Origin of the sequence: Halonotius pteroides (assembly GCF_003605635.1) — an archaeon.
Taxonomy (GTDB): domain Archaea; phylum Halobacteriota; class Halobacteria; order Halobacteriales; family Haloferacaceae; genus Halonotius; species Halonotius pteroides.
Genome location: NZ_QMDW01000005.1, coordinates 125,548 through 152,400 on the forward strand (window position 1 = coordinate 125,548; position 26,853 = coordinate 152,400).

At 57.5% G+C, this 26,853-nt stretch carries 29 protein-coding genes and 1 pseudogene; 19 read left to right on the forward strand and 11 right to left on the reverse strand.

Annotated elements, in window-relative coordinates; all coding sequences use genetic code 11:
- Positions 1-97 precede the first annotated feature (97 nt).
- The 16 genes from DP106_RS05050 (at position 98) to DP106_RS05135 (ending at position 11,961) form a co-directional block, all read left to right on the forward strand.
- A complete protein-coding gene (locus tag DP106_RS05050; protein ID WP_120083826.1) occupies positions 98-433 on the forward strand; it encodes a hypothetical protein in 336 nt (111 codons plus the stop codon).
- The gene (locus DP106_RS05055) at positions 430-843 is read left to right on the forward strand and encodes a hypothetical protein (RefSeq protein ID WP_120083827.1); all 414 of its coding nucleotides are present in this window, start codon (positions 430-432) and stop codon (positions 841-843) included. The genes DP106_RS05050 and DP106_RS05055 overlap by 4 nt, the downstream gene beginning before the upstream one ends.
- The gene (locus DP106_RS05060; protein ID WP_120083829.1) at positions 840-1,217 is read left to right on the forward strand and encodes a hypothetical protein; all 378 of its coding nucleotides are present in this window, start codon (positions 840-842) and stop codon (positions 1,215-1,217) included. Before DP106_RS05055 ends, DP106_RS05060 begins: the two co-directional genes overlap by 4 nt.
- 123 nt (positions 1,218-1,340) lie before the next feature.
- On the forward strand, positions 1,341-2,558 hold the full coding sequence (locus DP106_RS15775; RefSeq protein WP_165857824.1) for a deazapurine DNA modification protein DpdA family protein: 1,218 nt from the start codon (positions 1,341-1,343) through the stop codon (positions 2,556-2,558).
- Between the two features lie 57 nt (positions 2,559-2,615).
- A complete protein-coding gene (locus tag DP106_RS05080; protein ID WP_120083833.1) occupies positions 2,616-2,960 on the forward strand; it encodes a hypothetical protein in 345 nt (114 codons plus the stop codon).
- A gap of 17 nt (positions 2,961-2,977) precedes the next feature.
- The gene (locus tag DP106_RS05085) at positions 2,978-3,841 is read left to right on the forward strand and encodes a hypothetical protein (protein ID WP_120083835.1); all 864 of its coding nucleotides are present in this window, start codon (positions 2,978-2,980) and stop codon (positions 3,839-3,841) included.
- Between the two features lie 252 nt (positions 3,842-4,093).
- Complete coding sequence (locus tag DP106_RS05090; RefSeq protein ID WP_205738884.1) at positions 4,094-4,501, forward strand: hypothetical protein; 408 nt, start codon at positions 4,094-4,096, stop codon at positions 4,499-4,501.
- An 84-nt stretch (positions 4,502-4,585) separates the two neighbouring features.
- Entirely contained in the window at positions 4,586-5,350 is a 765-nt protein-coding gene (locus DP106_RS05095) for a hypothetical protein (protein ID WP_120083836.1), read from the forward strand.
- 330 nt (positions 5,351-5,680) lie between these two features.
- Positions 5,681-6,742 (forward strand): homing endonuclease associated repeat-containing protein, encoded by a 1,062-nt coding sequence (locus tag DP106_RS05100; protein ID WP_114450751.1) that lies wholly within the window; start codon positions 5,681-5,683, stop codon positions 6,740-6,742.
- Between the two features lie 262 nt (positions 6,743-7,004).
- Positions 7,005-7,280: a hypothetical protein gene (locus tag DP106_RS05105; protein ID WP_120083838.1), complete on the forward strand. Its 276-nt coding sequence runs from the start codon at positions 7,005-7,007 to the stop codon at positions 7,278-7,280.
- Positions 7,280-7,576 carry a hypothetical protein gene (locus DP106_RS05110; RefSeq protein ID WP_114450749.1) on the forward strand — a complete coding sequence of 99 codons (297 nt, stop codon included), beginning with the start codon at positions 7,280-7,282 and terminating at the stop codon, positions 7,574-7,576. Before DP106_RS05105 ends, DP106_RS05110 begins: the two co-directional genes overlap by 1 nt.
- Positions 7,577-7,621: 45 nt before the next feature.
- Complete coding sequence (locus DP106_RS05115) at positions 7,622-8,992, forward strand: XF1762 family protein (protein WP_120083839.1); 1,371 nt, start codon at positions 7,622-7,624, stop codon at positions 8,990-8,992.
- A 76-nt stretch (positions 8,993-9,068) separates the two neighbouring features.
- Positions 9,069-10,271: a DUF6610 family protein gene (locus DP106_RS05120; protein ID WP_205738885.1), complete on the forward strand. Its 1,203-nt coding sequence runs from the start codon at positions 9,069-9,071 to the stop codon at positions 10,269-10,271.
- Between the two features lie 99 nt (positions 10,272-10,370).
- Positions 10,371-10,604, forward strand: coding sequence for a hypothetical protein (locus tag DP106_RS05125; protein WP_120083840.1), 234 nt, complete (start codon positions 10,371-10,373; stop codon positions 10,602-10,604).
- A 17-nt stretch (positions 10,605-10,621) separates the two neighbouring features.
- On the forward strand, positions 10,622-11,203 hold the full coding sequence (locus DP106_RS05130) for a hypothetical protein (protein WP_120083842.1): 582 nt from the start codon (positions 10,622-10,624) through the stop codon (positions 11,201-11,203).
- A gap of 167 nt (positions 11,204-11,370) precedes the next feature.
- Entirely contained in the window at positions 11,371-11,961 is a 591-nt protein-coding gene (locus DP106_RS05135; protein WP_120083843.1) for a DUF6884 domain-containing protein, read from the forward strand.
- A 45-nt stretch (positions 11,962-12,006) separates the two neighbouring features.
- On the opposite strand, the gene DP106_RS05140 is transcribed toward DP106_RS05135, so the two are convergent.
- Entirely contained in the window at positions 12,007-12,483 is a 477-nt protein-coding gene (locus DP106_RS05140) for a hypothetical protein (RefSeq protein WP_120083845.1), read from the reverse strand.
- 98 nt (positions 12,484-12,581) lie between these two features.
- On the opposite strand from DP106_RS05140, the gene DP106_RS05145 reads away from it, so the two are divergent.
- The gene (locus DP106_RS05145; protein WP_120083846.1) at positions 12,582-12,926 is read left to right on the forward strand and encodes a hypothetical protein; all 345 of its coding nucleotides are present in this window, start codon (positions 12,582-12,584) and stop codon (positions 12,924-12,926) included.
- Positions 12,923-13,333, forward strand: a complete 411-nt coding sequence (locus DP106_RS05150) for a hypothetical protein (RefSeq protein WP_120083847.1) — start codon at positions 12,923-12,925, stop codon at positions 13,331-13,333. The genes DP106_RS05145 and DP106_RS05150 overlap by 4 nt, the downstream gene beginning before the upstream one ends.
- Before the next feature lie 32 nt (positions 13,334-13,365).
- Here DP106_RS05150 and DP106_RS05155 read toward each other — a convergent pair whose 3' ends face one another.
- Positions 13,366-14,592 (reverse strand): RNA-guided endonuclease InsQ/TnpB family protein, encoded by a 1,227-nt coding sequence (locus DP106_RS05155; RefSeq protein WP_120083849.1) that lies wholly within the window; start codon positions 14,590-14,592, stop codon positions 13,366-13,368.
- Positions 14,593-14,895: 303 nt separating this feature from the next.
- Between DP106_RS05155 and DP106_RS05160 the strand changes: the two genes are divergently transcribed.
- Positions 14,896-15,441 carry a hypothetical protein gene (locus DP106_RS05160; protein ID WP_120083850.1) on the forward strand — a complete coding sequence of 182 codons (546 nt, stop codon included), beginning with the start codon at positions 14,896-14,898 and terminating at the stop codon, positions 15,439-15,441.
- 509 nt (positions 15,442-15,950) lie between these two features.
- Here the strand turns inward: DP106_RS05160 and DP106_RS05165 are convergent.
- The 9 genes and pseudogenes from DP106_RS05165 to DP106_RS05205 all read right to left on the reverse strand — a co-directional run.
- The gene (locus DP106_RS05165; RefSeq protein WP_120083851.1) at positions 15,951-16,433 is read right to left on the reverse strand and encodes a hypothetical protein; all 483 of its coding nucleotides are present in this window, start codon (positions 16,431-16,433) and stop codon (positions 15,951-15,953) included.
- Positions 16,430-17,314, reverse strand: coding sequence for a ParA family protein (locus tag DP106_RS05170; protein ID WP_112077660.1), 885 nt, complete (start codon positions 17,312-17,314; stop codon positions 16,430-16,432). The genes DP106_RS05165 and DP106_RS05170 overlap by 4 nt, the downstream gene beginning before the upstream one ends.
- A 385-nt stretch (positions 17,315-17,699) precedes the next feature.
- Positions 17,700-18,941, reverse strand: coding sequence for a tyrosine-type recombinase/integrase (locus tag DP106_RS05175; RefSeq protein WP_165857825.1), 1,242 nt, complete (start codon positions 18,939-18,941; stop codon positions 17,700-17,702).
- Positions 18,942-19,403: 462 nt separating this feature from the next.
- On the reverse strand, positions 19,404-21,080 hold the full coding sequence (locus DP106_RS16220; RefSeq protein WP_120083852.1) for a transposase: 1,677 nt from the start codon (positions 21,078-21,080) through the stop codon (positions 19,404-19,406).
- Between the two features lie 116 nt (positions 21,081-21,196).
- Positions 21,197-21,540: pseudogene (locus DP106_RS16525) on the reverse strand (ribonucleotide-diphosphate reductase subunit beta); the annotation flags it as partial.
- Positions 21,541-21,623: 83 nt separating this feature from the next.
- Entirely contained in the window at positions 21,624-23,318 is a 1,695-nt protein-coding gene (locus tag DP106_RS05190; protein WP_120083854.1) for a ribonucleoside-diphosphate reductase subunit alpha, read from the reverse strand.
- A 2-nt stretch (positions 23,319-23,320) separates the two neighbouring features.
- Positions 23,321-24,331, reverse strand: a complete 1,011-nt coding sequence (locus DP106_RS05195; RefSeq protein ID WP_120083855.1) for a ribonucleotide-diphosphate reductase subunit beta — start codon at positions 24,329-24,331, stop codon at positions 23,321-23,323.
- A 133-nt stretch (positions 24,332-24,464) separates the two neighbouring features.
- Positions 24,465-24,953 carry a transcriptional regulator NrdR gene (gene nrdR / locus DP106_RS05200; protein WP_120083856.1) on the reverse strand — a complete coding sequence of 163 codons (489 nt, stop codon included), beginning with the start codon at positions 24,951-24,953 and terminating at the stop codon, positions 24,465-24,467.
- Positions 24,954-25,343: 390 nt separating this feature from the next.
- A partial coding sequence (locus tag DP106_RS05205) for a transposase (RefSeq protein ID WP_240625327.1) occupies positions 25,344-26,853 on the reverse strand: 1,510 nt, incomplete at its 5' end.

A 26,853-nucleotide genomic window follows, 5' to 3' on the forward strand; every position in this document is an offset into this window, starting at 1 on the left:
GTTCCTCCGGCGTTCAGCGTCCTACGTTACAGTACGGACGCGAGCGTAGAGTAGGACCAGTTTTGTCGCCCCCCGTGCCGGTGAGGGACGTACAAACATGACCTATGAAGTCGCAGGAGACGCGCCTGAACGCACCCGTAGTGAAGTAGAACAGCTCCACGAACTCGCGGTCAACACGTTTGGCTACGCCACCGACCACGTCCTCTTCACCGCACACGGCGACGGGACAATCTCCGGTCGAATCGCCCTCCCTACCGGTCGTCCGTACGATGACACGGACGACGATCGGGAGCGCACAACACTCCACGACCGAATCGCCCGTCGCTTTCAGAACAACAACGACACCGATCCCGACCCACCCGCCGTCTGCGCACCCATCACCCCAGACGCACCGAGCGCGAATATCCCGGACGAAGCGCAAGCCAGTGCATGACCGGTGACTCTACGCCCAATAACGTGCCTCGGTGGGAGGAGATCGACCTCGATGCTATCGACTACGAGGCGCGTGATGGTCTCTCATCCGGTCACGAGCGCACGCTTCGAGCACTGCGGTCGAAAATCGGCTCTACGGAGGCGCTGCTCCGACGCTATCTTAGAGAACTCGGTGTCTCATCCGGGGGTGACCTCGCCAAAGTCAGTATCCCGACGCATCTGCAGTATCGTGACCCGTTCGCGTTCGACCGAGCTCGCCGAGCCCGGAGCTCCCAGATGACCCTCGAGAGTCAGCGAAATCGCTTTTCTCGGGTGTATGCCGACCACTGTGCCGAGAAAGCTCGCCTCCGTGAGAAAGCCGAGGCCAAAGGTGACGGTGGCACTAATGATGGGGAGGCAGTCTCCGAATGACTCAGACCTTCATTCCAACACCGGTCCCCGAACCGCTACCGCTCGTCGAATCTCTCGTCGACGATGTCCTCGGTGAACTCGACGAGATGAAAACCTCGCTCGAAATAGTGAATTCCGACCAACTGCTCGAGGCTCGCTACTCGGCGTTTGACGATCTCCTCCATACTGACCGCGACCCCTTTGGAAGCGATCTCGTCGTCATCGCCTATACGCTCCAGACCCTTGCTCGGGTGTACGATCTCCACGACGTCCAAGAGCCTGCTCAATTCCCTGATTGCGCAACAACCCTTACTGAGACGTTTCGGTCTGGTCTACTGTGGCATCATCTTGAGGCGGCCGTCACCATCGAACTCCTGGACGAACCAAATAGCTGAGATTTCGACTCCGATTCAATCCGCGACAAACTGTGCATCTCGTTAACCCCGAATTGCTCGGCCGCCAAGCCACCCGACTGCCTCCGTTTGTCGCTCGCTGGAGGGTGCGCGAGATCAGAGACGATGTCCTCAGAAGCACCCGCCAGTCCCGGTCAGCGATCGCCTTCTCACGGTGAATCGCTATCGCCCGGAGTACAGGAGAGTGAGCGGTTCAAGTTCCACTACACGGTCGGGTCCGGATCATCGCGAAAAGCCATCGGGACGGCTGCACTTGCCGCCACAAATCCCGACGTACTCGATCTCGACGACCTGGAAGCGCTTCTCACTGCTGGTGTCGACCTCAACGCCATCCCACACCCTGGATATGCGATGATATCCTACGCTCGCCGGGACAATCGCCCTTTCGAGGGGCCGAACTGGTTCATCGATTCCGGCGGGTACAGCGTTCAGAAGAAGTTCAACCATTACCCGACGAGCATTGACGACTATGTTGCCTACTTGAGCGAGTACGACGATCAAATCGAAAAGTACACCCTCCGGGATTGGGCGTGTGCCCACGATCTTCTTCGCGACGCCGACCGGGATGTCCGCACCCACCAGGAGTGGTCAATACGCGACCACGTCTACTGCCTGGAAGCTGCGGAGGGAGCCGGTCTCACCGCCGAACCCGTTGCCGTCTTGCAGGGGCACGACATCGAAGAGTATCTGTGGTCGTTCGACTACCTCAAAGAGCACGGCCTCGCCTCACCAACGCTTGGCATCGGGTCAATTCTTCGCCCGAACAAAACCAATGAAGTTCGTGCGATCATTCAGGAGTTGCGCGACGCTATCCCCTCGAAGTATGCGCTCCACGGCTTCGGGATCTCGAAGACCGTTCTCGAGGACGCCGAGACCCTCCGGGCACTCGATTCGGCCGATACGACGTCGTGGCAGTCGAAGGCCGCTCACGCTCGTGTGACTGACCCTGAGTGGGCTGACCGCGTCCCCGCCTGGATTCGCACTCTCCAAGCGTACATGGACTACGGCGATGCCGTCGACGCACTCATCGCGGCTGCCTACGCCGATGAGCCGGCAGACGCAGCAACCGCATCCGGGCGCTTGCGAGTCGTCCCCCTCAGCGCGTTCGCTGCCGGGAAGCCGAGCCGTCCTGACGTTGCCGACCCGTTGGTTGAGTGTATCTGTGGGAACCTAATCGACCCGAATCGGCATCCATACGAGGAAAATACCGCCTGGTGTCGATTCTGCGAGCAACTCCAGTTCAACCTATGGAACAGGCAGTTCTGTCTGGACGACACCGACGGCGCTGAGACAGAAGAGCCATGTCCTTCGAAAGAACTGTAGCCGCCACATTTGATGTGATTCAGTCTCACTTATGAGCAGACCAGTCCTACTGTACCTGTGAATATTACCTCCAAATATCCGACCCTCAGCCTCGAATCAGAGTTCGAGGCGGACTCCTTCACCATGATTACCATCATGGATGGTCCAGGGGTGAACGGCCTCGAGCGATACTTTCTCGGGTACTATGATGAGGATCTTCGCGACGATGATGGCTCCTTCCTCGCCCGTCCCGTCGGGCATCACGAACTCCCTCACCCGATGACGCTTCCTGAGATCGAAGAGTGGGCGCTCGATTATCTCAGCGTCCCAGAAGAAGCCCTCACCGAATGTGAGGCTCGACAACTCCGAGAGAAACGAGCACGAGAAGGAGAACAGTCCGCCGACGAACGCGAACAGGTGTAGAAGCGGGACCGCCCTCTATGATGATTCCTCAAGATCCGCTCTCCCAATCGAAAGCAGTCACTCCCGGCAGCACTCGACGAGTAACCCGTCGGACTGTTCTCGGCGGTATTGGGACAGTTGGCCTCGCCAGCCTCGCCGGATGTCTCGGCGTCTTCGGCGCAGAACCCGTCAACAGCGAGCAGAACGCGACTGACGAAGACGGACCCGGGAGCGGTGGTGGGCAGACTCCTGCTCGAACGTTCACGACGACGAACCAACCCGACACCAGCGACGGAACCCCCGAACCAACGCCCGAGCCTGACCCTGACGACGATAGACCTGGTGGACTGCCGAACGGTCCCGGCGTGATGCCTGGCGACCTCCCCCCTTCGTACACCAGATATCCTGAACGCTTCGACCCAATTGACCGCGTCTATGTCGGGCCGATCACCTCGCCCGCCACGAACGACTGGAATCCGCATTACGATGATCCCGAGCCTGGGAAGAAACTCGCCGACGTTGCCGTCCACAATTCGACCATCGAGGACTGGGTCGTGAGCCCGCCCCACACGATGCACCGGGTGGATGGGCTAGAGCTCACCGTCGACGGCGACGGTGCGTTCACGGCAGAGGGCGGCTTCCACTACAGAAACAAGTGCGGATACTTTGGCGTCAATCATCTCTATGTTAGGGGGCCCACCGCGACGATCTACCTCGCGTACAGCCACGACCCTGCCTGCTCCGAGAGTGAGGTTCGCGACGAAGAGGGGTATTGGTACGGGCCTGTTACGGTGACGGGGAGCCTCGATGGAGACTTCGATACGCTTCGTATCATCCTCCTCAACGGGAACGAGAACCTCGGCGAGTTTAATTCTACAGACACAATTGAATTTGGGATATAGTGGTCCGTCATGGCTAAACTCATCAATAGAAATCCAAGACCGGCCTGCCCACGGCCTACTCGTTTGTCGCCCCCGGACGCGGTGCGGGGATCGCCTGCCTCATCAACCCCACTAATCCGCACGACGTGAGAATCATATCAGGCGAATCACCCGTTCCTACAGGAACTACGATCTATGAGTACTGATACCGACACCAGCGCCAGCGTACCGAACCGACACCGCTCGTTCACTGTGCATCACCAGTCTGTTTTCGTGACAACTGAACACGAAGACGAAGCTCAAGATGACCCCGAAAATACCGAGACGAAGACCATCGACGGGGCCGGTTTGCTTGCCCTCGATGACGAACCCTTCGAGACCACGCTCTTTCACCACGGAGTCAACGTTGATACCCGGGAGCGAGCCTCACGAATCGAGACCGGCGGCTCCGACGAGTTCGTCGACAACCGTTCTCTCTCCGCTATCCGTGCTCAGAACGGTGAGAAGACGGTTCCCGAGGACGCGTTCGGACGCCAGAGGACGCTGTTTGCAGATACCGCCGTCGATCAGCGCACCCTCGATGGGGACAAAGCCAGCGCTCGCTTCATGTTCGAGGCCGACCAGCGCCGCCAACAAGCGGACTCTCGCGAACAGGACGCGTCTCGCGTACCCTATCAGTGAACCCCCTTTTGCTTCAAGCTCGCCGCTAGTGCTTGCGCTCGTTTATATTAGAGAACAATCTATGAAGGAGGGAGGAATCCCTCCATGACCGCCGAAAGCCCTTGGGACGACGACCGGAGATTCTACGGCAAGGACGACTTCGGAGACACATCTTTTGAAGACGAGCATTACGGCCCCAATGACGCCGGCGAATTCTTCGTCGACGAAGCCCCGCGATGTACCCAGTGTTATCGCCCCGTCGATCCCGATCGGGCCCTCTGCAAGGAATGTGAGCGCGACACGGAACTCGAATCGGAGAATCCCTATGGACCTATTCACGACGACGTCTCCGTGACCTACGAGAAACGAATTGACGCACTCGCGTTCGCCGTCGTGCCGGCGAAATCTCGCTTTGAGGCGATCGTCAAGGCCACCCTTGCATTCGATGCTCGAGAGAACGCCCCCAAGAAGCTCGCCGGCTTCGACGGGATGACCTTTGAGCTCCTCCACGAAGCCGACGACCCCGATATCCGTCCTTTCACTATCGGCTGGGGCGCACTCCCTGAAGCCGTGCCCGTCGCGAGCGAACGCGGCCTCGAACTATTTAATAAAGCCCACAACCGCACCAACTGGGGTGATCACCTCTCTGAAGGCCCTGAAGTTGACTTCGAACCCGAACCTGACATCTACCTCTACGACGAGGACGGAACCGCAATCTGCCGCGCCGGGCAGTTCATAGACCTCATCGACAGCTACACCGTCCCTGATGATCCCAGCGACTACACTCAGCCCGAGTACGGCAGTACTGACGAGGAGCTATGGATCGTCCCGGCATTCACCCTGAGTGTCCATCCTACTACTGACGGTTGATTACGAGAGAGCCTGTCATAGAAAGCTCCGCGCTCTCTGTCTATCCAAGTCTTGTCAAGACTCGCGTGCAAGATACAGCGCGCATATCTCGTGGCCACCAATGAGTGAATCCACCAATACAGGGACTTGATTCAGGACCCCAACTTTTCGGAGGGGTGGCGGACTCTGCACTGTTTCGTGGATTACTGGATAAATGACCCCAAACTCGGCTCAGAGGATTTTAAGCAATTGCTGAATGGCGTGGCGCAGAATAGATAACCAACCGCGAAAGACACATCACACCGCTCTCGCCTCAAAGACGTGACGGGGCGAGCCAGGACCCTCGTACAAATGCTTAAGCCCGACCCAGTGGTACCGCCTCATAAGCAACTGGTCTCCGTGCCCGACGACACCGTCGAGTGCCCTATTTGCGGCACGCCGGTCACGCCCAACGGGCTCTGGAGCCACGCGAGTAACGCCCACTCCGACGACGATGTCCACGCTGCGATGCTCGAAGTCCTCGCCGCGGTCGCCGACGATCTCGGACACACTCCCACCACCGAGGACCTGGACGCATACCCGCGGGCCCCCAGTCACGCCAGCTACGGCAACTGGTTCGGATCCTATAACGACGCGCTGCGCGCCGCCAACCTCGAGGTCACCCGCACGTCCCACGGTCGGGATGCAACCGACGCCGAACTGCTAGAGCACCTGCAGGCGCTCACCGGCGAGCTTGGACACCCGCCGTCGAGCCAGTACATGGACCAGCACGGCCGGTACTCCGCGACCCTCTACAAGACCCGGTGGGGGAGCTGGTCGGACGCCCTCGCGGCCGCCGACGTCCCGACGCCGGGTTACAGCCGCGCGGAGCTGCGCGAGCACCTGCGCGACCTCGGCGATACCCTGTGCCGGCCGCCCTCGGCGCCGGAAGTGAACGCCGCCGACGGTCCGTACCATCGGGTGTACCAACAAGAGTTCGGTAGCTGGATTGAGGCGCTGCTGGCCGCCGGGTTCGACGTCGAGGACACCCGCGCGAACCACGGCGTCACAGACACGATCCACTCGCCTGGGGCGGGCGGTGGCGACGCCCAGGACACCATCGACTACGGGCCGGGGTTCGACGATGCAAAGAAGCGCGCGGTCCGCGAGCGTGACGGCCGGGAATGCCAGCGGTGCGGGCTTGACGAGGACACTCACCTAGCGGCGTTCGACCGGCGGCTGCCCGTTCACCACATCGAGCCGGCGCGCACCGTCGAGGACCCGCGGGAGCGCAACGATATGCCGAATCTCGTCACCGTCTGTGTGGCGTGCCATACGAAAATTGATACGGGGCACGCACCGAATCCAGACCCTGGCGGCGGGCAGACGGCTCAAACGCGACTGGACGGATTCGGCGATGAGGAGTCACAGTAGACGCCTACCGCGGGCGGCGAAATCTGCATAGATCATCGGCTGCTGAATATAAGCTCTGTATCTTGCATCGGCTTCTGTATGCATATAATTCAACATTTTCTACCGCTTGCACCGCAGTAAATCGGCTGTGAACGATTCTATGACTCCTTTCACATACGAGATCGATTTTACCCTGTTTGTGGCCCCCGAGACGGTGGAGGAGTCCAAACAAGATGGCAACCACCAGCCGCAGTACAAACCGGCGAATATACGAGGTCGTTAGATGAACTCCGAATCGGAGTTGCTTGTCTGTCCAGATTGTGGAAACGGACGGTTCTCGTGGATCATCCGTCAAGTACAGTTCGGAGCTGTGCATCGCTTTGCGAACGGACATATCGATGTCGAAGTGACAAAGAATGGCCCCATCACCGACTCCGATATCGGTGAGAACGGAGTCTTCTGTGTCGATTGCCAGGAATTCCGAACCTATGAGGAACTTGTTCCAGACGACGCCGAGGCGGTTCACCTCAGTGAAGACGAATTAGAGGGAGACCGCTGATGGGCGCTCACACGTTTTTCACCCGAGCGAACGGCGAGGACGCCAAGAGCGCGTTTAGCGACGCCGTCGAGGACGCCCAGTACCACTACGGCCAGGGTGGATACACCGGGACCATCGCGGAGAAAACCTCGTTCACCCGTATTCCCGACGACGAAGTAGGCGACACCGACCCCGCCGAGTACGCCAGCCAGCTTATCGACGAACAGGACTCTCGAATCGACAGCAAGTGGGGCCCTGCTGGATGTATTCACGTCGAAGAAGACACGTACCTGTTCTTTGGCTGGGCATCCGCCTAACGCCTCTCCTTTCCCGTGAGTACTCGTCACCACCCCTCGTCCAGAGTGATACGGCCGCTTCGCGCCGGCGACATCATCGCGTTCCCCTACCTCAACGCTATCGGGCGATGCACTGGGGACGACTCCATCGGATCCTTCAACTGGTACGTCCCGCCAGGGGGCCCACTTAGTATCGGTCGCCTCCCCAATCAAGACGAGACTGATGCGATGATCGACTCCGGGGAGATCGTCATACTCGAGACGGAATTCGACTCCCTTGCCGCCTACCACGCCTATCGGACATACCGCGACTGTGACCCCCGTCTCGTCTCGCCCGGTGGTGCGTCGTCAACGGGGCACCTATCGCTCCGCGCTGAGCGTGGGTCCAGAGTCCGTGAGCGTGTCAACGGCTTCCTGAAGCACCCCGACGTCGCGTATCAGCACGACCCAGTGACCACGCCCTTCCGAATCGCACTCACTGCCACCTACCAGGACCGAGAGGTTGCGATGGCGGTCCTCGGACGCCCGCGGGGGCGACACAACGCCGACGGTCGGACGGTCGAACTGTATCGCTTCGCTGCCCACCCTGACCGGCCCGTGAATACCGGCTCGTGGCTCCTCTCACGCTGTTGTGCGTGGAGTCGCCTGGAAGGATACGATCGCCTGCTTACGTACGCCGGTGTCCAGAACAACAACGTGGGGACGATGTACCAGGCCGCTGGGTTCGAGCTTCTCGGGACGACGATAGCCGACCGGAGTGACTGGCACTCTCGTGAGGGCCGTGCTGGGGGTGGACGGTACCGGAAATGGCGCTACAGATACGTCCTCGCCAGTCATTCGATCGAGGCTCGACGGCCCGCCGGTCGCGTCAGTCCCGATCAGGCCCGCCTCACCGACAAGAACACACCAGCCGGACCTGCGTGTGCCTCTGCCCGCACGCTTGCTCAGGGGGAACTCGTCCAGACCCGGGAGGAGCGTCTGGCTCGTCGAGAAACCACCCTCACCCCCGACGCCCGGGCGTTCCTCGATGAGTACGACTGTGGCGAATCTGACGACACCGCACCGCTCGTCGCGTGCTTCGCCTACCGGACGCCAGAAGACTCCCTGGTTGCCGTACTCTGCCTTCGAGACCACTCCGGGGAGCAGAACACCCGGGACAACACCGAAGCCGTCACGCTGTCCACTGCGAGCGTCCAGACCGACGCCCTCGCTTACCCGGTGAACGTGCTTCGGGGACTCATCGCCGACGCCTGTGAGTGGGCTCGGCTCCACGGCTACGCGACTGTCGAGAACTGCCTCACCGGGAACGTCGCGACCGCCGCAGTCGAGGGAATCGCTGGCCTCGAGATCGACTACGACCATCTTCGTGACCCATCCGTGGAGCCATCCGAACGAGCATCCTCGTCGTCGAGCTCCCCTTCTGTGTCTTCCGCGTAGGCGAGGTTTCGTCCGCCAGTTTTTGTCGGCGGCGGAGCCGTGCGCCGCCAGCTGACCATCCTGACGGCCACTTCCTATGGTGAGTTCCAATACCAGTTCAGTCGAGAGCATCGGCCACGGCCAACTCGACCTCTCCACGTACCTCTCGCCGGCGACTCTTGACACACTCGAGGACAGACACCGGGCCTCGGGAGGCGAGCATTCCGACCACCGGTCCGAGATCGAGGCCGACAGCAACACCGAACGAGAACGCGAAGAGGACGCGCTTCCTATCGAAGTCGCTCGTCGTGCCGAGTACATCGGGTTCCTTCATCGAGCCCCGTTTGCGACTGAGGCATACGCCCTCGGATTCGTTACCGGCGCTCGCGAGGACTGTCGGATTCAGGATAGCCATCTCCGCAACGTTGACGTCCCGATCCTCATGCTCGACAACGACTTCAATCGGCCCGACCTCGATCGGTATCTCACCCGCTTCCGTGAGGTTGAGCCCGAAATCGGTGTCGTTGGCGATGCCCGCACTCCTGAGGAAGCACACACGTTTGTCGACGCCGCCCGCGAACTCAAATCCGACTACCCAGACGCGACCATCATCATCGTCCCGAAGTGTCGCGAGGCCATCGATATCGTCGCCAACGCTGATATCCCCGGGGAATCGCTCGTCCTCGGATACGCGATGGGGCGTTCAAATATCAAAGCGTGGCACTTCTCGGATATCGCCAACTGGCGCGGTCACCGTGTGCATCTCCTTGGAGCCAGCCCGACGAAGCAATGGCGCGTCATCCAGGAGCTCACCCAACCGAATCTCACAGGGGACCCGCCTGCGGACATCATCGGTCTCGATTGGAACGGCCCGCAGGGTATCGCCTACAAAGGCGAATCCTGGTCACGCGACGGGTGGCAAGACGCTGACTTCCTCAGCATCCGTGGGACTGTCCGTCGAAGCCTCCGTGAGATGCGAGCATTCTGGGAGGAACGTGGAGTGTGGCCGGCCGAGGGGAAGACGCCAATCGAACGCCTCGAGCCCGCCGTCAAAGAACCGGACGACCCGATCTGGGCTGCCAACGGAGGGGATCTCAGCGATCCCGATCCGCTTGGGTCACCCGATGAGTGGGCAGAACTTGTCGACTACGCGGACGAAGACGGGCCCTTTCCCATCGAGCAGGCCATCGTCGTCACCTACGAAGGCGGGCGCACACTTGCATATCGAACTCAGACAGAGCGCGACTACGTCGAATATTATGAAGGACTCAAGGGCAAGATCGCGGATAAACGGACGTGACGGCCGCCCCTGTCCTACGTTACAGTACGAATTGTTGGTATCCGAATGTAGCGTAGGACTTGATTTGTCTGGCCCCCGCGCGGTGGAGGCCCACTCAAAATGGAATCCACCACAGACGACAATATCGCCGGACAGCGCATCGCCGACGTTCGTGAAATGACCAGCGAAGAACTTGAACGCGAAGGCTGGCAAGCCCATGATTGGCAATCGACGGTCGTTCTCGAACTCGAATCCGGGACGATCCTCTACCCGTCGGCTGATCCCGAAGGGAACGCTTTTGGCGCCATATTCGGCATCGACGCCGACGATACCGCGTTCGCCCTCTACCCCTGACCAAATTCATTATGCACATGCTCATCAGAGTCGTCTCCGAAGCCTACGACGCCGAAGACGCGACCGGCATCGCCCACGGCCTCTTTGAGGGCGTTGACGCGCCGCTCTACCCGACGTTCGACTACGGCACACTCATGACCGATGGTGGTCGCTGGAGCGAGTCACTCCCTGACATCTTCCGTGAAGAGGGCTCCGCTCGTGCCGACTCCGAGATCGGGAACGATCTCCTCAAGGGCGCCTGGGTATCAACCACTCGCGAACTTGCTCGACGAATGGCTGTCATCCGCAAGGGATTCGAAGAGTACACCGACAAGGAACTCCTCGAAAGCCCCCGTATTGAAGCCGACGTCGAACCGTGGAACCCTCTCGGCCCCACCCGAAGCGAAGAGGAGTTCATCGACTCCTACTCAACCGACGTCCGGTATGCGATGTACTCTGTCGGTGAATACGCCGGCCCGGTCTACTACCTCTACAACGAATACGGAACCGCAATTCGGAGCCAAGCCGAATACGAACAACTTCTTGACGAGATTGCGACCGATGATACAGGGAACGACGAGTCCTCGTTTTACCTGACGCCCGTCGACGTCCACTACTAATCCTCACTCCCTTGTCAAACGAATCATGGTTATTATCACAGTCACCCGATTATCTATGACGTTGAGTGGCCCGCGGAGGCCGATTCATCCCTAACGGGTGTCAAAATCTCACCGACTGATACACACAGGTCCCGGCGGGGGTGACTCACGCCGCTCCGAGACGACAGATGCCAACGAGACAGACCACAATCGAGACGATTCAGACTGACGGTGGAGGCCGCGAGGATAGTACTCGAAGTGGTCTCCTCGTTCGCCGAACTGCCCTCGTCGGGTGTGGCGACGCGAAACACGACGGCTTGCTCCCTGCTCGCGAAAAATACCGTTCGACATACTTTGGCCTCAAGCGCGATTTCGCTGAGATACTCTGTGCTCGCTGGTGGATCCTTTCTGCGAAATTCGGACTGCTCTATCCCGATCGCGTCATCGACGATTACGACGTCGCCATCACCGACGACGATGTGGACACCGCTCAGTGGGTCGAGGACGTCCGCACGGCGCTCTCTGATGTGGAGTGGCCCGAGACGGCCAAGGACGGTCGGGACATCGTCTGGGAACTTTACGCACTCGCTGGGAGTGGCTACCTCGAGGCCGCCGACCAGGACGGCAACGCGCTCCGTGTGCAACTTCCCGACGTCACTCCTGAGCACGTGACGATCCGGTTTCCATTCGACGACCTTGCGGGGATCGGCTACCAGAATGGGTGGCTCGCCGCGTGTCGTGATTCCGAGTGCGTCGTCGAGACTGCAAACCACAGGTGACTCTATAGGATTCTCGTCTTCCGTGGGTTCCGTACGGTGATCGTGCTACCCCCCATCAGCCTTCCCCGCATACTTCGAGGTCACCTTCCCTCGGCTATCTCGATAGACGATGTACCTATAGGGTCCATGGGGGCAACCATCGCATCCTGGCCCACACGGGAGTTTCCGTATCTGGACGTGTCCATATCGGGTCAGTTCATCCTCTGAGAGTTCCTTCATCTCGTCCGTACTCATTTCTTCGAGCTCTTCTTTCGCTACACGCTGCTCCTCACGAGAGAGGTTCTGCGGTGGTTTCTTGTCTGCGACTTCACCCTCTCCGGCCGTCTCACTCGGAGACACCGGCCGTTCCTTGTGCTCGATAAGTTCCTCGCAGTAGTCGATGACTCGCTCTAGATCGTACACAGTCTGTGCCTGCAGGGGCTCCCATACGCGCTTTGCCAGCCCTTCCGGGGGTGCAGGCATCTCTGCGCCCCTTTCTTCAGGGCTGGTGGGAGCGCCAGCGTCAGGGTCAGGTTCGGGCATGCGTTATCCTACGCTACCTTCGTACTAATAATGTAACGTAGGGCCGGCTCACCACTCCCCGTTTGTCGTCCCCCGCTTCGGTGGAGGGACTCATTCCGATGAACACTATCACGACCGCACAGCGCATCTCCACCAGCAGCGACATCGACGCCAGTATCGCCGCCACCCGCCGTATGCAACACCTCACTGCTGTCGCCCGAGACGCTATCGACGACCCCCAAACGCTTGATATGGATGCACTTGCGAAGGCCGTCGTTAAAGCACTCTACGACGCCCACCCCCTCATCCAATTCGAGGACGGCCTGGAACTCGCTGTAATCGTCGAGACGCCTCCCGTCGATTCGTCGACGACGGAAGCGATCGAATACGTCGTTGCAGACATTTGTTCCCATCTCGATGCGTGGAACCGCTTCGAGCCACCTGCACTCCCTGGTCAAGCATGAGTTACGATGAATCGCTCCTCAAACAGCTCCCGCCCGAGAAACTCCTCGATACGCGGAATGTCCGGGTCATCACGCCCGCAATTACGATGATCGAAGAGGCTGCGACCGTTGAACGATACCTCGAGCACGAGCGGGCGAACCGTGACAGAGCGGGTATCATCCGCCATCTCACTGACCGAATCGACGGTATCTACGAGGAGAACGGCGAGATCCTGCCCGGAGAACAGAGTCAAGAACAGGAGATGGAAGGCGAACATGAAGGAGACATCGTGCCCGTTGATGAAGCCGAGACGGTCTCAGCGATGTCGCCACCGGAAGAGTTGCTTGCGTATATCCATGACCTCGGGAGTGAGTCAGACAAGGAGATTGCTTCATCATTTGACTCACCTATGTGGGATGAGCTCTAATTCCCGTTTGCAAACCGTGAATCGCCTCGGGGTCAAGCCCCGAGGCTTCCTGTTTCTACGACGCGCTTTGCAGACACCGTAGTGGTGTCCGTAGGGAGCGCAGTCTCCACAGGCGTGTCTTCGGGCCATTCCAGCCCTAGCTCAGAAAAGCCACGTTGGAGAACATTCATCGCCGCATTCGCGTCACGGTCACACTCGAACCCACAACTCGGACAGGAATGTTCCCTGACCCAGATTGGCTTCACCGTCTTCACACCACACGACGCACACTCTTTGGTCGTCCCTTCGGGTTCAACCTGCGTGACGTGACAGCCGTACAGGTCGGCCTTGTATTCGAGGAGGCTAATGAACTGTCGCCACGCCGCATCCTGCTTGTTGCGGGCGTTGTGCGACTGTTCGAGCATCCCCTTCACGTTCAAGTCCTCGACGAACACGGCGTCGTATTCACGGATGAGCCACGTCGTGATCTTGTGCTGGTAGTCCAGCACCTTCCGCTTGATGTGGTGTTTCACCTTCGCCACTTCCCGACGTTGCTTCTCGTAGTTGTTCGACCCCTTCTCCTTGCGAGACAACTTGCGTTGCTCGCGCTGGAGTCGTTCGTACTCGTCTTCAAACTCAAGCCAGTCCACGGTCTTGCCATCCGAAGTGTGGATGTAGTTGAGAATACCGAGGTCGATTCCAACGCTGTTGCTCGCGTCAAGCGAGTCCACGTCGGGCTTCTCGGGCAGGCCAGCGTCGTCAGTTTCGAGGCCGAAGGAGACGAACCACCCGCCGGTCGTCTCCTTTTTGACTGTGACTTGTTTGATGTCCGCTTCGTTCGGGATGTCGCGGTGATAGCGGATTTTGATGTCCCCGATCTTGGAGAGCCAGAGTGTCGCGTGTCGGCCACTCGTGTTTTTGAGTTCGAAGCCGGACTGCGAGTACGTCATACTCTGGAAATTCCGAGGTGACTTCCACTTGAGTTTCCCAACTTTCCGTCCGTTCTCCTTTTGCTCGGCGAGTCCGCCGAGGTTCTGGTAGAACCGTGTGACTGTTCGTTGCAGAGCCTTCGAGTTGACTTCTGAGAAGATGGGGAACTCGTCTTTCCAGTCGGGGAGTCGGTAGTGGTGTTTGTACGCGGACCCGATGTTGTCGGAGTCCACGTTCTCGTACTCGTACCGGGTGTAGTTGTACGCTTGGCGATGAACGTCGACGTGATGTTCCAGTTCAGCCGCTACCTCTTGTGTCGGATATGCGGGGTAGCGGTGACTGTACTCCATCGCTGTCCTTTGATTATAGATGTGTTTGCTTAATCGTTTGTATCACGAGTTGTCGGATTCAACCCCGGGGTCAAGCCCCGGGGCATTCTCCTCGACCACTTGTAAAACCGCTCGTTCGTCGCAGATGCCAGTAGTCCTACGCAATAGTCACAATGACACAATGAGGTTGTAACGTAGGATATACCCTCCGCCAATCAAACGTACAGTTCTACTTGGCCGATTTTATTTCCCCCCGAGAGCGTAGAGGGGCGACACCAGAGGCACCTGCCAGTCGTGTACAGCATCACGACGTGTCGTCGTCCCATGGAGACAGATATCCCGATGGCAACAGCAGCATCCGATTCCAACCCAGTAGAAGAATCGACACCGTCTATTGAGAACGCCGCAATCCGACGTGAGGGCCGGGCTCAGACTCAGGAGATGGACGTCTCGTTGCTCCGACAGGGTGGCATCTACGAGGTTCGATCGGCGTCCGGGGGTATCTACGAGGTCGACGCACTCCAACGAACCTGTACGTGCCCCGATGAGCCACCGGAAAATGACTGTAAACACTACAGGCGCGTTCGTACTGACATTCAAGCCGGCCTCGTCCCCAGACCTGATGGGAAGCTTCCCAATACCACTCAATCAGCGTTGACCGACGAAGAAATTCACGCGGTTCGGTCAGCAGAGGCCACTATTCTCAAACAGTACCTTCTCGATGCCCTCCTCGCTCGCGAACTCGAGCGCACACGGCTTGACCAAGAGATTCATGACATCGAGTTCCTTGTCGAGGTTCTCCTGGAGGTCGGCATTTCAGAGGCATACAATCTTGACGAGGGTAGTATACTATTGCCAGACCTCGGTTAAACCATGTTACACGGTTCAAAACTACGACACTTACCGGAGACGTCTGCTGCGTAGTGGCCCGTACTCCTCCAAAAGCACCGGCCACAGGGGAACACCCTCCAAGAAGTGCCTGAGTGACGATGGCCATTCCCATTCTAACGGGAGCGAACCTGTCACTCATCCGCGCAGACGTTCCTGACCGGGTGTCGTAGTCCTGTCGGAGTTGAATATACTGACTCACATGGTATATCCTTTGGCCCAATCGACAGCCGATAGGCTGTTCCAGGGGAGGATCGACGAGACTCGGTTGATGATCGTGGGACTCACTTAGAATGCCTATCGCCACCTCTACAACCCGAGATCTCGATATCGATTCGCGAAGTCTCTAACTCACTGGCCGCCTAGTTGTTTGCGGTATCTACGGTATTAATCATACTAACGTTACTACCACTGTTACCAATATGAGTGTTCACACCTATATACCGAACATATAAACAAGTGATATTATTGGCCAGGAGAGAACGCTGAGATTACTCCTCAGTGTCCATACCAAGTTCGTCACGGATGAGATTGGGATTGTCTAAGATGACCCGGAAGCAGGCCATGTAGAAGTCCCAGTTCTTGTTGAGTTCCGTGTCGTGAGATTTCTTCCATTCATACTCGATGTCATCCCAGAGGCCCTCAACGGCGTCGACGACCTCGGGTGAGAGGAATACGTTATTATTTGCATAGACATCAGCAAGCGCTCCCAGCTCCCTATCTGGGTTCGGGTATTCGTGGGTATCAGGTCCTCCAGTCGTGCGTGACTCTTGTTCAACTGCCTGCTGAGCAGCCGATGGATCATCAGAATCCACTTCGGCTATCTCCTCAGTGTCACCCGTGGTATTTTCGGGCAACGATTCAGCGCCCGAACTCGAGCTTGGGTCCGAACCGGAGACTCCGAGCTTCTGTGCCCGCTCTGAAACATCGCTCATCTGTGCCTCAAAGTCGTCTTCAGAGGGATCGTCACTCATGCTTCCACCTCTTGGTCGGCCGCCGCAGCGCGAATATCTTCGACGGTCATCGCCTTTGCCGCTTCAACATCCAATCCGAGCGTCGGTGGTGATGTCTGCTTAAGAATCAATTGAAGGAGTTCGTCGTATCGTTCGACTTCGTCGTTCCGGAGCGATTCTGGGTGAGCGTAGATTGACTGCTGGCTCTTTTTGGCCCTCGCGAACGCCGCTCGATGGTCAGTAATAACGCCCTTCTCGTCGAAAGTTTCATTGAACCACTCGACCATTCGCTTGTTCTCGTTGGTCATCTTCGTCGAGTTAACCGTCATCAGGAATGCGAGATACTGAATCTCGAGATCGTGCATCATTCCAAGGACCTCATATTGGTCGAACAACAGATCTGTCGAATGCGGCATCTCCGTCTCCGGCTCCATCGGCACGACGATCTTCTCGCCGGCCGTGACCGCGTTTTTCGCGTATGGTGAGAAATCCGGTGGGCAATCACAGACAACGTAGTGATAGTCGTCTTCAAGTCGTTCTAAGAGTCGCCCCAATCGGTTCTCGCCGGCATCAGCCGAGTCTAGGGGTGTTTTATTTCCATTATAACTCTGGTTGCTGGGAATAAGATCGAACTCTTCGTGATCGGTGTGGATGAGGTCGTTCACATTATCCCAACTTTTCGGATCTAAAAGGATTTCATCTAGTGAGAGCGCGTCCAGGTCTTTGTAGAGGTCTCGCTTCCCAAGGTTTGCGGTGAGAGTGCCCTGTGGGTCAAGGTCGATGGCAAGCACGTTGAAGCCGCGAGCTGCAAGACCGCCCGCAATGTTCAACGAGGTGAATGTCTTGCCAGTGCCACCCTTCTGAAACGAGATGGCGAGTACTTCTGGGTAGGTGTCGGTCATAACTACCCTCAAATTGAATTCATACCGTTATAATTGTTCGTCAGACGATTACCGTTCAGAACGGTACTACCGTTAATAATGCTATTATTGATCTGCTTCTATTCCTCCAATTCGGCATTTTAACCTATGTAGGGCCTATTCTGATGCGACAATAATAACGGTAATACCGATTTCAACAGTATATGCGATATTACCATTATTACTACTATGATCAGTAGTACCGTTATCATCGATATTACCGTTAAAAAGGCTATTGCTGTTAGTACTATTTGTTACACTATTTCCATTATTCACGGTAACTACATTTTTGAACATTCAACATGTTAGCACTACTATGACGGACATTAAGACCGCTACCGACTGGGGCACAGTGGATAGATGAGTGTTACCCGTCGGAGTCCTGGTCGGGCACATCTTTCTGGCTAGGTCGCTGGTTCTGAAACGCCGTCTCAGCCATCTGAGCGCGTTCACTCGCCTCGATATGTGAGTAGTGCTCGCGAACCACCTCCTCGGAGTTATCTAGGTGTCGTGCAGCCTCCGTGTACCCGAACTCCCGAACCATGACTTCGCCGGCTCCCCGACGAGCGCCGTGCGGGGCAAGATAGCCGTGTTTGTCGTCATCCAATTCGGTGTCTGCTTCCTCTGTGAGTCGCTGCAAAATCCGCCGTGCGCTGTGGGTCGTCAACGCCGGAGGGTCGACATCATACTCGACACAGACTTCGATAATCGAGACGTCCCCATCGTTCACCCGCTCGCGATGCAGACTCTCAGCCTCTTTGCGCGTATAGTCCCGCTCAACGAGTTCGTCTTTGAACGTCTCGACGAGGGTTGGATACGACAGCGTCGTGAACACGGGCCAGTCGTCACTCGATGGGTTCAGTACTGACCGGAGGCGTTCGAGTGACGGGATCGCAGACGGTGGGACAGCCCTATCGCTCCATTCACCCTTCTTCCCGAGGACGGTGATTGTGTTGTCCTCGAGGGAGACGTCCGACCAGCGAAGCCCATCACGACCTCGTCGGGCGTCGGCGACATCGGACAGGACTTCCGCGCCGCGAACACCCGAGAAGCACAGGAGATAGACGAGCGCTCGGTCGCGACACGCTTTGATCGCCTCGTAGCGGTTCTCACCTACTTTGTCGATGGCTTCGTGTGCCTGTTCGTCGACGTACTCCAGGAGTGCCGTTCGCTGCTCGGGTGACCACGCCTGTTGGCGCTCGGTCTTCCGTCCGTCGTCTTCTGGAAGTGGCTCTTTCGCCCGTGATTTTAACGCCGGATTCTCGTCGAGATATCCCTCGCGTACTGCCCATCCGCAGAACGCCGAAATGTGGGCGTAATAGTTCTGCTTCGTGTTTTCAGTCCAATCCTGTGTCGCGAGATGGCGAGCGTATTGGCGGATATCTCGGATAGTCAGCTCCTCGAATGTCGTGGGCGAACGCGGGCGCTCATCTTCGAGGAAAGTGAGAAAGCGGTCGAGTTCGCGTTTTGCATCCCTCCTGTACGTCCCGCTCTTTCCTTCCGCTCCTTTGCCCTTGTCCGTGAGGTAATCCTCAACGACGTCCGCGATCTCGACCGGCCGACCATCTTGGCCGTCCGTGTGGTCCTGGCCGTTCCCAGAAGAACTCATCTCACTCACCGCCTCTGTGGAACCGTGCTTCGAGGGCTATCTGGGCGGGAATACCCGGGATGTCGGGTGGAGTCATGGGATTCGCTTTGGTAGACGGCGGCCACCTGCTTGAAAGTACGTACTCTTATCGCACTAAGAGTACGCACTCGAAACTGGAAACCGTGGCGTGGCATACGCACGATACAGAGCCTCTAACCGATAAATACCGCATCTTAGGCTCACCAATTCATTTTATAAACTGTATGCTGCTATATCAATTCGATCTGCTTTGGATGTTGAGACTACACCGGAGATAGCGAGCCTGTGATGCGTGGTTTCAACCGAATCCGCGATCAGAAACTGCTTCGGATCGCCTCTCAAGCGACACATCATATCATACTTTCAACTATATCAGTGGATTTCTGGGAATGCTGACAGCGTTGTCACTCAGAGAATCTGCGTTGGCCCAGACTGAGCGGCTATCTACCCGATTCCGGTCTCCTTCTTTAGCAGCGTGAGCGTATTGTCGGCCGTCACGATCGGAGAATGCTCGTACTCGCCGGTCAATGCGACCTGGACGAGCAAATCAACCGCTCGCCAGATTGAGTACAGCAGACAGGCGAACGCGAAGTAGAAAAACCGGAGTCCGAAATGCTTCGAGGTTGTCGCGGCCATGAACCGCTTGATGCTCTTGTAGCCGCTCTCAATCTCCCACCGGTAACCGTACTCAGTGAGGTGCCCGCTCCCCCGATTCGTCATGAACACCGAGTATTGCCGGTGGTCCTCGTGTTCAGAGTCCTCTTTCCGTCGGTAGATTAGCGTTGTCTCGTGCCACTCGTTCTTCCCGAGGTGGAGCTTCCGGTCAGTCTCATATCGATCTTGATCACGGTGGAGCAATCGCTTCGCCTGCGCTTTCTCGCTGGTCTGCATCCGTTTCGGAACGACGTAGGAAAGCCCGCGCTGGCTGAGCATCTCCAGAACGTGTTGGCTATCGAACTCCCGGTCCATCAGGACGTTATCGACATGAACGAGGTCCTCAGCCGAATCCAGCAGGTCCTCGACGATATCCTTTCGTGACTCTCCTTTCCGTACCGGGCGCGCGTCCAGCACGATTGGGATGGCGTTCCCGACCAACTGGACCGTCGCCCACTGATAGGCGTACTCGTCGGTCTGCTCTTTCGTCCCGATGATCTCGTCTTCGTGGCCCGTTCGGTCGCCCGTGAACGGATCGGCTTCGGTGATGTCGATCGCAACGATTCCAGCTCGAAAGAACTCCTCAGTCTCTGCAACCTCTTCCAGCAGCCGACCGACGGCCTCTCGGTACATCTCCCGAACCGCTGGTATCGAAAGACCGCGAATTTGGTCACGGTGAGCGTGTCCGAGTGGTGTCCGCTCTCTCGTTGACTCGTAAATGAAGCTCCGAGCACCCTCGTTGGCAGCCAAGTTTTCACGGAGCCCGAGATAGGTCTGCAAGCCCCAGTAGGCGTTCTCGTGGATCTCACATCCCTCACCGCGATTCAGTGAGAATGCAGGGAAGACGATACGACTGAAGTGGTTGGTGATTTTCTTGGCCCGCTTCAGAACGGTCTGATCGTCCGGTGCTGAGTCATCTTGATCATCGTTTCGATAGCTGAGCTTTCGGTCTGGTTCTCGTGGAACTATGAGACTCGCATCCTGGGCCTTGATCAGGATCGTTCGAGCTGCCGTTTCGACTGTCTCGCGGAGTTCGGTCGTGAAACGCTGGTGCCAACTGCGCCATAGAGTCGATTGATCCGGCATACGCTCGAAACCGAGATCGCAACGGAGTTCCGGTCGCTGTCGAAGGAACGTCAAGAGTGCCGTTTCGTGGTCCCAACCGTGGATCTCTTTGAGCAAGAACAACCGCACCAACTGCGGCATCTGGTACCGCGTGGAGCCAGAATACTCGTCATGCGACCCGAAATCGACGTATTCCAGCGGGTACTGAGAAACGAACTCTCCAATCGAGTCGTGGATGTCGTGTTCGAACCAGACTCTGGCGACGGTTCGAATGTCTGATTGGAGAGCAGATACCGAACTGCGGTCGTACAGCGGTGTCGACCCGTATACAGGCCAATCGACGTGCTGTAACTGTGCAATGGTTCGAAAGACGTCCCGTCGCGATTGCTCTGTTGATGTCATTAGTCGAAAATAATTCGTGCGAGAGACGCTGTAAGGTCTCCTCAGTCAGGAGATACAGCTATGCTCCGAAGACAGCTAGGGGACCACGTTGCTATGCGGAACGCGGTCGGATGCTGCCAGTCGAGGCTACTCCTGCTCTGGTATTCGGTAGCCTGCATCTCGAAGGGATTCTCTTGCTTGTTCAGGTTGACTTACTCGGACATCCACGGGAACGGATTGTCAGTCCCGTACTGTTCCGGTAAGTCGAGTTGTCCAAGACGCCGGTCGGCGATGGGTTCGACGTACTCGGCGAACTGCTCGGTACTCATGCCAAGCATTTCGTCAGGACACGCCTCGTAGGTGTGATTTTCTCTAACTAGACCGCTTCGGTGATCAGGTCGACTACCTCGTCGCCGAGCTCTTCGGTCCACACCCTGGGATTCTCCGACCAAATCTGTTTGATGAAATCCACGCCGAAGCCGTCAAGAACCGAGGCACGCATACGCCGAGGGGTAGGGTGGCGTAGTTTACATGGACCACTCTATCATACCGGCCGATGGGAGATCAGCTCTCACAGGCCTTGCATTCGAGGATGTCTCGGCTGAACTTCTGTGCGGCGTTCACGCTGTGTTGGTAGTAGAGACTCTTCACCCCTTTCTTCCAAGCCTCGATGTAGAGCTGGTTGATCTCCTTGACGCTCACTTCGCTCGGATCGATCGAGACGTTCAGGCTCTGTGCCTGATCGATGTGTTTCTGCCGCTGCGCTGCCTGGTTGATGATCGCCATCTGTGGAATCTCGGCGAAGGTCTTGAACACCTCCTTCTCCTCGTCAGTCAGGCAGTCGAGGTGTTGCACGCTCCCGTCGTTCTGTGCGATGCTGTCCCAGACCTCGCGCTCGTCTCTGCCTCGCTGTTTCAGTATTGCCTCGAGAAACCGGTTCTTCTGTGTCGATTTCAGCTTCGCACCGTCGCGGACGAAGTAGTTCGATTTCAGCGGTTCGATGCTCGGACTGACCTGCCCCAGGATGACACTGCTGGATTTCGTCGGGGCCACGCTCATCGTCGTCGCGTTCCGGCGACCGTAGCCCTCGAGCATCTCCGGCTCGCCGAACTCGTCGGCGAGTCGACGACTCTCCTCGTAACTTCGCTCCTTGATGGTGCGGAAGATTGCCTCGTTTTTCTCCATCGCCTCCATGCTGTCGAACGGAATCATCTCGCTCTGGAGGTAGCTGTGCCAGCCGAGGACGCCGATGCCGATCGCCCTGTGCCGTTTCGCAAACCGCACCGGGCGATCCATGAACTGCGTCCCCTCCGCCTCTTGAATAAACTCCTCCATGACGGCATCAAGGAACCGCGTCAGCGTTTCCACTGCGTCGGTATCCTTCCACTCGTCATAGTGGAGCGCGTTCATCGATGAGAGACAACAGACGAAGCTCTCATCTAGCGTGGCTGGCAGTGCAATCTCGGTACACAGGTTGGAGGCATTGATTTCGTAGCCCTTGTCCTTGTAGACCTGTGGCTTCCCTTCGTTCATGTTGTCCCGGAAGATGATGTACGGGACACCGATGTTGATCCGCGCCTCAATGATTTCTGCCCACGTCTCTCGCTTCTCCTCGTCGCCGTCGACCATCGCCCGGAACCAGTCGTCACCGATGATGACGCCGTAGTAGATGTCCTGTACGGGATCGCCCTCGGTCTTGATGTTGAGCCACTCGTCCAGGTCGTCGTGTTCAACGTCTATGTACCCCGCGAACTGGCCGCGCCGCGTCTCGCCCTGGCTGACGACGTTGATGATCGTGTCGAACAACTCCGTGAAGCTGTAGCTCCCGTTGCTCTTGCCGTTGTTCGTGATCGGGCTGCCTCGGGACCGGATCTCGCCGAAGTACCCGCTGGTCCCGCCGCCCAGCTTGGTCATCTCGCCCACTTCGGCCTGCGTGTAGAGGATGCTCTCCATGTTGTCCTCCATGTAGCTACCGAAGCAGCTGATGGGCAGGCCTCGGTCCAGACCGAAGTTCGACCACACCGGACTCGCGAGGCTGTAGAAGCCCCGACTCATGTAGTCGTAGAACTTGTCCGCGAAGCCGTCGTCGTCCAGGATCTCCTCGGCCCGCTCCGCGATCTCCCTGACCCGCTCCTCGGCGGTGACGCCCTCGATCAGGTACCCCTCGTCGAGGAACGCCCGGCTGTCCTCGTTCAGCCAGTAGAACGGTTCCTCGTGCTGCTGGTTGACTTCGTCGAGTGCTGGTTCTGTTTGTGCCATCGTTAGAACATGTCCTCCGCGGTGACGCTCTGTGCGTGTTTGTTGTACGTGGTCGACCGCTTGCTGAAGAAGTCGTTATCCTTCGTCATCATGATGTCCTCGTCGAACCACCGTGTCTCCTCGAGCAGGTCATCGTCCGGGTCGAATATCGGCTCGGCACCGGCGTTCTCGAGGCTCTGGTTGAACCGGTCCCGGAGGAACGCGTCGACGTGCGCCCGGGGAAGGAACTCCAGTTCGCCCTCACCGAAGATCCAGTCCAGTATCTTCATCTCTGCCTCGAACGCCTGCTGACAGGCCGCTTGGACCTCTTCTTCGAAGTCCTCGTCGAAGAGGTCCGGATTCTCCTCGCGAATCATTTCCAAGAGTTCGACACCGAACAGTCCGTGAATCTGCTCCTCCTTGCTGGTCGCTTCGACGGCGTTCGCGATTCCCTTGAATTTCTTTTCGTGTTTGTCGAAGCTCGTCATGATGAGGAACTGCGAGAACAGCGAGACGTGCTCGACGAACGTGGAGAACAGCAGGAGACTCATCACGTACTCCTGTTTGTCGTCGCTCTCGCTCTTCTCGAGGTACTCGTCGAGGTAGTCGATCCGCTCCTCGATTGCGGGGACGTCAGTCACCTCCTCGAAGTCCTCCGTGATCCCCAAGATGTCGAGGAGGTGGCTGTACGCGTCCATGTGTCTGACCTCGCTCTCCGCGAAGGTCATGCCGACGTTTCCGATCTCCGCTTTGGGCATCTCGTCGTAGATTTCTGCCCAGAAGGTCTTGACCTGGACCTCGATCTGCGCGATGGCCAGCATCGTCCGCTTGATGACGGTTTTCTCGGCCGGAGTCGTGTTGACCTTGAAGTCTTGAACGTCTCCTGAGAAGTTGAACTCCGTGTGAACCCAGTAGCTGTTCCGTATCGCGTCTTTGTACTCGAGGACGTCGGGGTACTCGTACGGTTTGAGCTGCGTTCGTTCGGAGAAGATGTCTGTCTCCGGATCTCCGCCTTTGGTTTTGTTTTCAGTCATTGGCACGTACCCCGGAGGAATCGTCCTCTGTTGGTTGGTTTCTGTTTCCGTTGTTCTCTGTACGTCTGGACGTGGGTCATGCTCGCCCGGTCAAGGATTGACCGAACATTCGTTTGAGCTGCGTATGTTTGTGTCATAGTGAGCTGTTCGAGGCTTCGAAGTCATCGAGTTCTGCATCCAAGACTGCGTCAAGTTCTCTCAGGAATTCCTGCGGCTCAGAGAATGCTTTGTAAACGGAGACAAATCGAATGTAGGCTACCTTATCGAGCGTACGGAGGTTCTCAGAGACGAGTTCGCCGATAAGACTCGAAGAGACGATACGTGCCTCTCGATCTTGCAGTTCGCTCTCGATATCGTCGACGAGAGCGGTCACTGTTGCCTCGGTCACATCTCGCTTCTCAACGGCTCGCTCGATCCCTGCGCGGAGTTTCTGTCGGTCGAACGATTCGATGGTACCGTCGCGTTTTTTCACCTGGAGTGACTCCCACTCCGGACGTTCGTAGGTCGTAAAGCGGAACGAACAGCGTTGACACTCGCGGCGCCGTCGGACGGAGGTTCCGTCGGCACTGGTCCCTGTATCGATGACGCGTGTTCGCTCGTTCCCGCAGTCCGGGCAGTTCATAGTTGTCACTACTTAATCCTCCAGGGTCTTAACCCCAGATGTGGGGTCTCTCGATTTCGACCGCAATATCTGGTGGTGAGGACTGTCACATAAAGCTTACCCAATTGAATTGATGTAGTACAACTAAACTTGATTAGTGGGCGTGGATAATTGGGATCATATGCATTGAGTGACCCAGTCTCAACTACTGGATCTGCTTGGAAGTTGAGACTACAGTGGGTTTAGCGGGGCTGTGATGCGTGGTTTCGGCCGCTCCAGTGATCAGAACCCGACTTAGAGTACTCTCCAGACGGCCAATCCTATTGGACTCCCAACCATATGCGCGAATTTCGATGACTCTCGATAGCGTAGCCACTCAGACGACGCGCTATCACGGAGAGAGCCCCTTCACTATCCGACCCCAGTCTCCTTCTTCAGCAGCGTTAGCGTATTATCGGCCGTCACAATCGGCGAATGCTCGTACTCACCGGTCAACTCGACCTGCACGAGTAGATCCACCGCTCGCCAAATTGAGTACAGGAGACACGCGAACGCGAAGTAGAAGAACCGGAGTCCGAAGTCCTTGGACGTCGTCGTAGCCATGAACCGTTTGATTGACCGATAGCCACTCTCGATCTCCCACCGGTAGCCATACTCAGTGAGAAGGCCACTCCCTCGGTTCGTCATGAACACTGAGTATTGCCGATGATCGTTATGCTCTGAATTCTCTTTCCGCCGATAGATCAGCGTCGTCTCGTGCCATTCGTTCTTCCCGAGGTGGAGCTTCCGGTCGGTCTCGTACCGGTCTTGGTCGCGCTGGAGTAACCGCTTGGCCTGGGCTTTCTCGCTGGTCTGCATCCGCTTGGGCACGACGTAGGAAAGGCCGCGCTGGCTGAGCATCTCAAGGACGTGCTGACTGTCGAACTCTCGATCCATCAGCACGTTATCGACGTGAACCATCTCCTCAGCCGAATCCAAGAGATCCTCAACGATTTCTGCGCGGGACTCGCCCTTCTGAACTGGTCTCGCGTCCAGCACGATCGGGACGGCATTCCCTACTAATTGGACGGTCGCCCACTGATAGGCGTACTCGTTGGTCTTTTCTTTCGTCCCGATAATCTCGTCCTCGTGCCCAGTCCTGTCGCCGGTGAAGGGATCGGCTTCGGTGATGTCGATGGCGACGATGCCAGCTCGGAAGAACTGCTCTGTCTTCGCGATCTCGTTCAGGAGCCTATTAACGGCCTGTCGGTACATCTCACGAATCTCCACGATTGAGAGATCGCGAACCTGCTCGCGATGGGCGTGACCTAACGGTGTCCGATCTCTAGTCGTCTCATAGGTGAAACTCCGAGCACCCTCATTAGCGGCTAAATTCTCACGGAGCCCCAGATACGTCTGTAATCCCCAGTAGGCGTTCTCGTGAATCTCACAGCTCTCACCTCGGTCCAAGGAGAATCCGGGGAAGACGACGCGGCTGACGTGATCCGTAATCGGTGCCGCTTCGTCGAGGATTGTCTGATCGTCTGGGTCTGATTCGTCCACGTCGTCATCGTGAGATGGTAGTTGCCGTTCTGGTTCGCACGGGACCGAGACACCTGCGTTCTGGGCTTTGATCAAGATGGTCCGCGCAACTGTCTCGACTGTACTGCGAAGCTCGGCGCTGAACCGTTTGTGCCAGGTGCGCCACAGCGTCGACTGGTTCGGGACACTTTCTAAGCCCAACTGTTCCCAGAGTGCTGGGAGGCATTCGAGATACTCGATCAGCGCTGTTTCGTGGTCCCACCCGTGGAGCTCTTTCAAAATAAAGACGCGAAAGAGCGTGTCCATCTCGTAGCGAGTCGACCCTGCGTAGCGGTCGTGCGTGTCGAATTCGAAATACGCCAGCGGAAGTGCACAGACGAAGTTCTCGACCGACTCGTGG